Genomic DNA, 5,791 nt, shown 5'->3' on the forward strand with positions numbered 1-5,791 from the left:
CTCAAGACGTGGCACCTTGTCTTTGAACTTGAGAGGTATGATATTAAGCCCTAATTCTTCGTACAAGTCAAGATAGTGGTCTATTTCTTTCATTTATAATATTCCTCCAACAAATCAAATGCTACTTCCGACCACGACGGATTCTCTCCCCACCGTTTAACAAATTCGATGTATTGCAGTACATCCTCAAGTGTTTCTCTACTTTTTACATGGACAGTAGCAGGACCCCCTCTAGGGATTGTTACAGAACACGGAAATTTAGTAAAAACCTCAAAAGAATCAATGTCACGGCTCAAAACAACGGAGAAACTGCCGTCAGGCTCACACAGTACCAAAAAGTATTTATTGTCTTTCAAACATATATCCATTTGAATCCTCCTTGGACCTCCTTGTGTGGTTTTCTGTACCGTCCCAGTTGTACCAGAGTCCCCCGGCTCTGGTGCTTCATTTTTATTCATTCTTCAACCTCCAATTTTTTCTCATATTCTTTAATCTCCTCATGGATCTCCTCTTCAGTTTGAACGTTTGGATCAATGATAATTTTTTCATCTTGTTTCATAAGGATTAAATCTCCGATTTTTAACCCATGTTTATCAAGCCACTCTTTATCAATGATTGCAGCGGCTGAGTTTCCCAACTTTTGAATTTTTTTTGTTTTGGTAGACAAATATCATTCCTCCGTTATTAATTGTTAGTAACAACTATTAACGTCTCTCTACTAAAAACCCTTGTGATATTGAAATTTCTATTGAAATAGAAAAATTAATCAGGCGATTAACCTGATCTTTCCGCGTCTAACTTCAACCAAGTTCTCTGCCTTGAGAAAAACCATTACATCTTCTGCTTTTACTTCAGGAAATTTGACTTCTAAGAACCTCTCAAAGTCTATTACTTTGTACTCTCCTCCAACGGCGTCTATTGTGTTATAGATACAATCGACTATATTTCTAAAGTTAACCTGCTTTATTTTCTTCATTCAAATCACCTCCATCTAGCTTAGTTCGTTTTTCTAACTCGAAAATCTGTCTCAGAAAAAAAATTCAGCCTATGAATTCGCCATCAGGGCTCAAAACTTCATCTAGGTCTGGAATGCGCTCTTTCATCAAAGTCGTGATGTAGTCAACTCGACCACCTAGTTCTATGACCAGTTTCTTTAACTCCTCAATTTCCTCGTCCTTTTCTTTAACTGCTTCCTTCAGTTCCTCAATAGTTGCGCCGTGTTTCAGTGTTTTTTGTTCTAACTCTTCTACATCACTATAAATGCTCAGATATGGTTCAACCTTCTTGTATGTGGCGATCCTCTCTTCAGTAATGAAACTTTTGTAAGCTCCATTGTATTCAATTGTCTGCCCCATAGACATCTTGATCTGGCTAATAGGCATCCCATGTTGCTCCGCAACTGATGAAAAGGCACCTCTAAGCGAGTGGAATCCGTACGGATTGAACCTGTTGTTGTATTTCTCATCAAATTCTTTAAATGTGATAAGTTCAGCTTTAACAACGGTCTCCCTAAGCATATTTTGTGCGGTTCTATCAACTAAGCGCCTCTGTGCTTCAAAGTATCGAATACCTGTAAATAATGGAGATTTATCCGTGATTTTTATTTCTTTTAGAGGTTTCTTCCCTTTAGCTTTCCTCTTTGCATTTAAACGTGGTAGTTTTTTATTGAACTTCTCTGCTTGTATTCTCCGCCAGTCAAGATATTTATTCAAAAGATCTATTGTATCCTTACCAAAAATTGCCACAGCATTAAACTCACTTCTATCTCGTACGTACCAAACAACGCCAATTTCATCCCTTATTTCTATGTCGCCGATGTTAAGATTAAGCAATTCTCTTATCCCCATCCCCGTCTGGAAAGACAAAATGACCAAAAGTTTATCCCTTAAACTTGGAGCCATTTCGACAATTTTTTTAATTTGATCCTTCCTCAACGGCTCTCTGTGGTATCTCTTTGATCCTCTTCTCCTTTCTGATGCTAATGATATTCCGTTATATTTTAAAAACGCTTTTATCACCCGTTCAGCCATTCTAGCTGTATTATAAGCTTTCCCGTTCTTCTTAAGGTCATTATAATAGATATTGATTTTCGAGCGTAACTTCTCCTCCTGTATTGCCTTTTGCTTTAGATCCATAGTTAGTGTTTTACGAGCCTCTTCAAGGAAATCTTGTGCTGTTATGCCAAAGAACTGAAGAAATTTCTTGAGATGAAAGCGGTACACCTTTACTGAGCTAGGTTTGAGCCTTACAAGCCACCTTTCAACGACTTCATCGTTTAACAATTCCATTGTTAACACCCACTACTATATACACCCAAACACTATATAAAGTTAAACACTTTATTGTTGTTAATTCAACTAAAAACCAGAATTTCACGCAGTTGAAACATTTTTTCATTTTGGCACTATTCTTGCATTGACTTCAACAATTATTCTTAAACTCGCTAAATCTACCGGGGTTTTCTTCTCTAACTTATCTCTCAATTTTTTTTCGATAACGCCAATTTGAATCTCTAAACTATCTTTATACTCTGATAATAGATTATTAATTAAGAATTCCTTAATTTCTTTCCCCTCCACTCTCAGATTTAATCAATTAGTTATTGTTCCACTATTCGGTGCAGATTCACTCTTCTATTTTATAGACGTATTCACAATAAGGATCCCCGGCACACATTCCCTTAGGTCGTTCAACAGTAGCCTTTGGATTTATGGTCTTAACAATAATGTTTTCTAAGATTAAAGCCCATTCGCTGATATCTTCAGGTCCTGTTTTCCATGGACAATTAGTATGTTTTCTTCGAACGATTGTCTTAGACCACTCAAGTATAGTAGCTTCACTCTCCATCAGTTCATTCCAGATGTCAAACCACTCACCTATTGTTTCAGCATCGTTTCCTTCTAGTTTAAAGACGTTTTTAAGAGTAGTTGTAAAATTCTTTACTCGATCATCCATTGTAGCGACCCTTTCATAAATTTTGAGTGCAGCAGCAGCACCATACTCCTCTCGAATCGCATATAAGAATGCTTTAAAAACGCCTATATATCCTCCCATAGCGTATTTGTATTTTAGCTCCCATGGTAACCCTCGCTTAGGTGCAGCACAAGGTGTCTGTAATTTCTTAGCCATAATCTCCCCTCTCCGTTAGATTGGGTACTTGTTTAGCGCCCCTCCTCGGCGCTTTTCTATTCAATATAAATACAAAAGAAAATGAAAAAAAAGAATATTAGAACGGTAGCGAATCTATAAAATCATCAAGGAAGTTCCGGTTGAGCTTTGTTGTGATTGTTTGTTCTGTTGTCTGATACTCAAACACTGCTGATTTGCCTCTGTCATTTATTTCATAAATGATTGTTATATCATTCCATGGTTGTTTCTTATCGTATTCCACTACTTGGATGTCGATGACAAGATTTGGTCTTCTTAAATAGATTGTAAATGCTATTCTTGTTCCATCTTCAAATTTAAATCTATAATGGAGCCATTCCTCATCGATATTCGTTTGGGGTTCATGTCTTTGTTTTCTTTCTAAAGTATCTGCACCAAATCTGTATGTAGCCTCGATTAATTCATTATCTTGAAACTTATGATCTTCGTTTTCATCGTCAAATTCGTAAAAACTCCAAATGACTAGTTCATTCTTATTATTGCCCTTACCGAATTCGATACGAAATCCTGAGCCATCTGCATTAACATTTACAAAGTAATCCTCATCTGTTAGACTTTCTACAGCGAATACTGGGGTAACTATTGTAAGAAGCAGAGTTATCATCACTAAACTCATAGCAATTCTCCTCAGTTCTTTCACCTCCAGCAGTTATTTCTAAATTAAACATGCATTTTCAACTATATAAACCATTAATTGCGAAGTCTCTTTAATATAAAGAACTAACACATATGGAGGATTTCCTAATATACCTCAAAGGATTTGAAAATAGATAGTATGACCTAGTCTTCTCTCATTTTTGTTTTTTCTGCGCTCCTAAATACCTTTCTTTTTGTCCAGGACCTCTTGCAGTTTCCCATGGCCAATCATCTTTTGAATAGAAGTTTATTTTTGGTGGATCTGCTAATCCTTCAGATAAAATAATACCCAAATCTTCATTAGAATTTAAAATATCTGAATGTAAACTGTCGATCTGCTCAGAACTTGGCTTGGATGAAACGCAAACATCAACAACAAGTTGTGGTTTCTGGTTTTCAGAGTATTCACTTGAGATATGGAAGTGTTGACAAAACTCTTCAGCAAGGTTCCTAAAAATAGCTGCTTGTATTTGTTGAGGATAGACATAGGCACTAAAAACAGCAATTGAACCGTCGCTTCTACCATAAACATAAACGATTGGTAGGCTATATTCAAGCTCTACCTGTATAAGATTGAGCAAATCAGTTAATTCACTTTTCGGGTTGTAAAAAACACCGCCTTCATCATGTATATTATATCTAATAAGGGGTTGCCGCCTCTCGTACAATGGAGTTAAAATCAGCTCGTTTATTCCAGTTTCAGCTGGTACTGCTTCAATATACACATGTGTAGGATCGTAATAGAATAGCATTGGTGGATGATCCTTGCCAAAGAATTGTCTACATAACTCAGGCTTTTTATCAAGATAGCCTCTGAGCTGTATCAAATCAGGAGCTTCAATACCCAATTGAATGCCTGTATCCGCAGAGCCGTATGCGGAAAACAGCGTTCCTCCTGTTTTATTTTTGATGTATTCTCTATAAGATTCAGGGAATCCGTCTCCTCCGGAGACAAAGATTGTTTCTTCCATATTATCCCATTCGTTGAAATTCATATCATCAAGGATATCTAATATGGTTTTTATTGTGGGAGGATAACTCATTATTAATGCTTTTTTGAAGCCGCCTGGCGATTGAATCGAATATCTTTTATAAAAATCTGCAATAGTCTGAGCAATCTCAGGAGGGTTTAGACCAATATTGATAGTTGCTGTTTTTCTTCTTGATGCATTGCCAGCTTGAATTCCAGTAACCCAACTACTTAAAGCAAAGCCATTTATCGAAAATGCTTCGTCATCGCTTACATCGTAAAATATAGACAATAAAACCGGAATCTGACGTTCTTCTCTCAACACTTCTTTTAAATCTCTTAGCCAATAGGTATGTTTCCCAGAATAACCAGAACTGGTTTCAATCATTTTTGCGGGACTCATGTCACCACCCATACAAAGATCTGCAGGGTGTTCTTCATTAGGGCGAATATAACTTGCCTTGTCGGAAATTGGTGCTTCTTTTATTGACTTAGCATTTTTAATGTCATTTTGCGAATAACTTTTTTCTTTTAAGAAATTTTCATAAGCTGGGACTCGTTTAGCGGTCTCTTTAAGAATAAAAAGCGCTCTTTTTTCTCCTCGTTTTACTAGAAAATCAGTCATACCTAAAGTGATGATTTTTTTTGTGTTCTTTTCACTTCGTGTTATATTTTTTCTCATACGGTAAAAAAGTCCCAGTGGTGTGATTTTGAGAAGTGGTTTTAGCAAAAAATTAGGAATGAAACTGATGTTCATCAATTATCCCCTCAAACAACTCATTGCCTTAGTTTTATTCAATGAATTAAACTGCAATATAATAAAGATTATATTTAATTCAACTTTCTAAAAAAAGTATCCCTAATTCTTTTTTAGCACTGAAGAAAATCAAGAAAAGAAGTAAATTTTAGTCCATGATATTTCAATTAATTCTATAACCACAGTTGGGGCAGAACGCTGAATTTGGAGGAATAGGTTTTCCACAATTTTTACAAAACTTCATTCCTGGTGGAGGTGTC

The 5,791-nt window shown here is 36.2% G+C and carries 9 protein-coding genes; all 9 read right to left on the bottom strand.

All coding sequences use genetic code 11. The features are described from left to right. Window positions 1–89 precede the first annotated feature (89 nt). A complete protein-coding gene (locus tag QVB70_RS15220) occupies window positions 90–458 on the bottom strand; it encodes a hypothetical protein (RefSeq protein WP_287588011.1) in 369 nt (122 codons plus the stop codon). Then, on the bottom strand, window positions 455–667 hold the full coding sequence (locus tag QVB70_RS15225) for an AbrB/MazE/SpoVT family DNA-binding domain-containing protein (RefSeq protein ID WP_287588012.1): 213 nt from the start codon (window positions 665–667) through the stop codon (window positions 455–457). The genes QVB70_RS15220 and QVB70_RS15225 overlap by 4 nt, the downstream gene beginning before the upstream one ends. A 99-nt stretch (window positions 668–766) precedes the next feature. Beyond that, window positions 767–976 (bottom strand): hypothetical protein, encoded by a 210-nt coding sequence (locus QVB70_RS15230; protein ID WP_287588013.1) that lies wholly within the window; start codon window positions 974–976, stop codon window positions 767–769. 64 nt (window positions 977–1,040) lie between these two features. Continuing rightward, window positions 1,041–2,288 (bottom strand): tyrosine-type recombinase/integrase, encoded by a 1,248-nt coding sequence (locus QVB70_RS15235; protein ID WP_287588014.1) that lies wholly within the window; start codon window positions 2,286–2,288, stop codon window positions 1,041–1,043. 105 nt (window positions 2,289–2,393) lie between these two features. Beyond that, window positions 2,394–2,579, bottom strand: a complete 186-nt coding sequence (locus QVB70_RS15240) for a hypothetical protein (protein WP_287588015.1) — start codon at window positions 2,577–2,579, stop codon at window positions 2,394–2,396. A gap of 46 nt (window positions 2,580–2,625) precedes the next feature. Continuing rightward, window positions 2,626–3,129, bottom strand: coding sequence for a hypothetical protein (locus QVB70_RS15245; protein ID WP_287588016.1), 504 nt, complete (start codon window positions 3,127–3,129; stop codon window positions 2,626–2,628). A gap of 97 nt (window positions 3,130–3,226) precedes the next feature. Further along, on the bottom strand, window positions 3,227–3,784 hold the full coding sequence (locus QVB70_RS15250; protein WP_287588017.1) for a hypothetical protein: 558 nt from the start codon (window positions 3,782–3,784) through the stop codon (window positions 3,227–3,229). A gap of 175 nt (window positions 3,785–3,959) precedes the next feature. Beyond that, window positions 3,960–5,531, bottom strand: a complete 1,572-nt coding sequence (locus QVB70_RS15255; RefSeq protein WP_287588018.1) for a hypothetical protein — start codon at window positions 5,529–5,531, stop codon at window positions 3,960–3,962. 163 nt (window positions 5,532–5,694) lie between these two features. Continuing rightward, the gene (locus QVB70_RS18595; RefSeq protein WP_369335139.1) at window positions 5,695–5,775 is read right to left on the bottom strand and encodes a zinc-ribbon domain-containing protein; all 81 of its coding nucleotides are present in this window, start codon (window positions 5,773–5,775) and stop codon (window positions 5,695–5,697) included. Between the last annotated feature and the right edge of the window lie 16 nt (window positions 5,776–5,791).

Source organism: Candidatus Borrarchaeum sp. (assembly GCF_019058535.1).
Lineage (GTDB): Archaea > Asgardarchaeota > Sifarchaeia > Borrarchaeales > Borrarchaeaceae > Borrarchaeum > Borrarchaeum weybense.

Excerpts from the sequence above, each read along its gene's own strand:
- QVB70_RS15220 (WP_287588011.1), bottom strand. The coding sequence starts at position 458 with ATGAATAAAAATGAAGCACCAGAGCCGGGGGACTCTGGTACAACTGGG.
- QVB70_RS15230 (WP_287588013.1), bottom strand. The coding sequence starts at position 976 with ATGAAGAAAATAAAGCAGGTTAACTTTAGAAATATAGTCGATTGTATC.
- QVB70_RS15235 (WP_287588014.1), bottom strand. The coding sequence starts at position 2,288 with ATGGAATTGTTAAACGATGAAGTCGTTGAAAGGTGGCTTGTAAGGCTC.
- QVB70_RS15245 (WP_287588016.1), bottom strand. The coding sequence starts at position 3,129 with ATGGCTAAGAAATTACAGACACCTTGTGCTGCACCTAAGCGAGGGTTA.
- QVB70_RS15250 (WP_287588017.1), bottom strand. The coding sequence starts at position 3,784 with ATGAGTTTAGTGATGATAACTCTGCTTCTTACAATAGTTACCCCAGTA.
- QVB70_RS15255 (WP_287588018.1), bottom strand. The coding sequence starts at position 5,531 with ATGAACATCAGTTTCATTCCTAATTTTTTGCTAAAACCACTTCTCAAA.
- QVB70_RS18595 (WP_369335139.1), bottom strand. The coding sequence starts at position 5,775 with ATGAAGTTTTGTAAAAATTGTGGAAAACCTATTCCTCCAAATTCAGCG.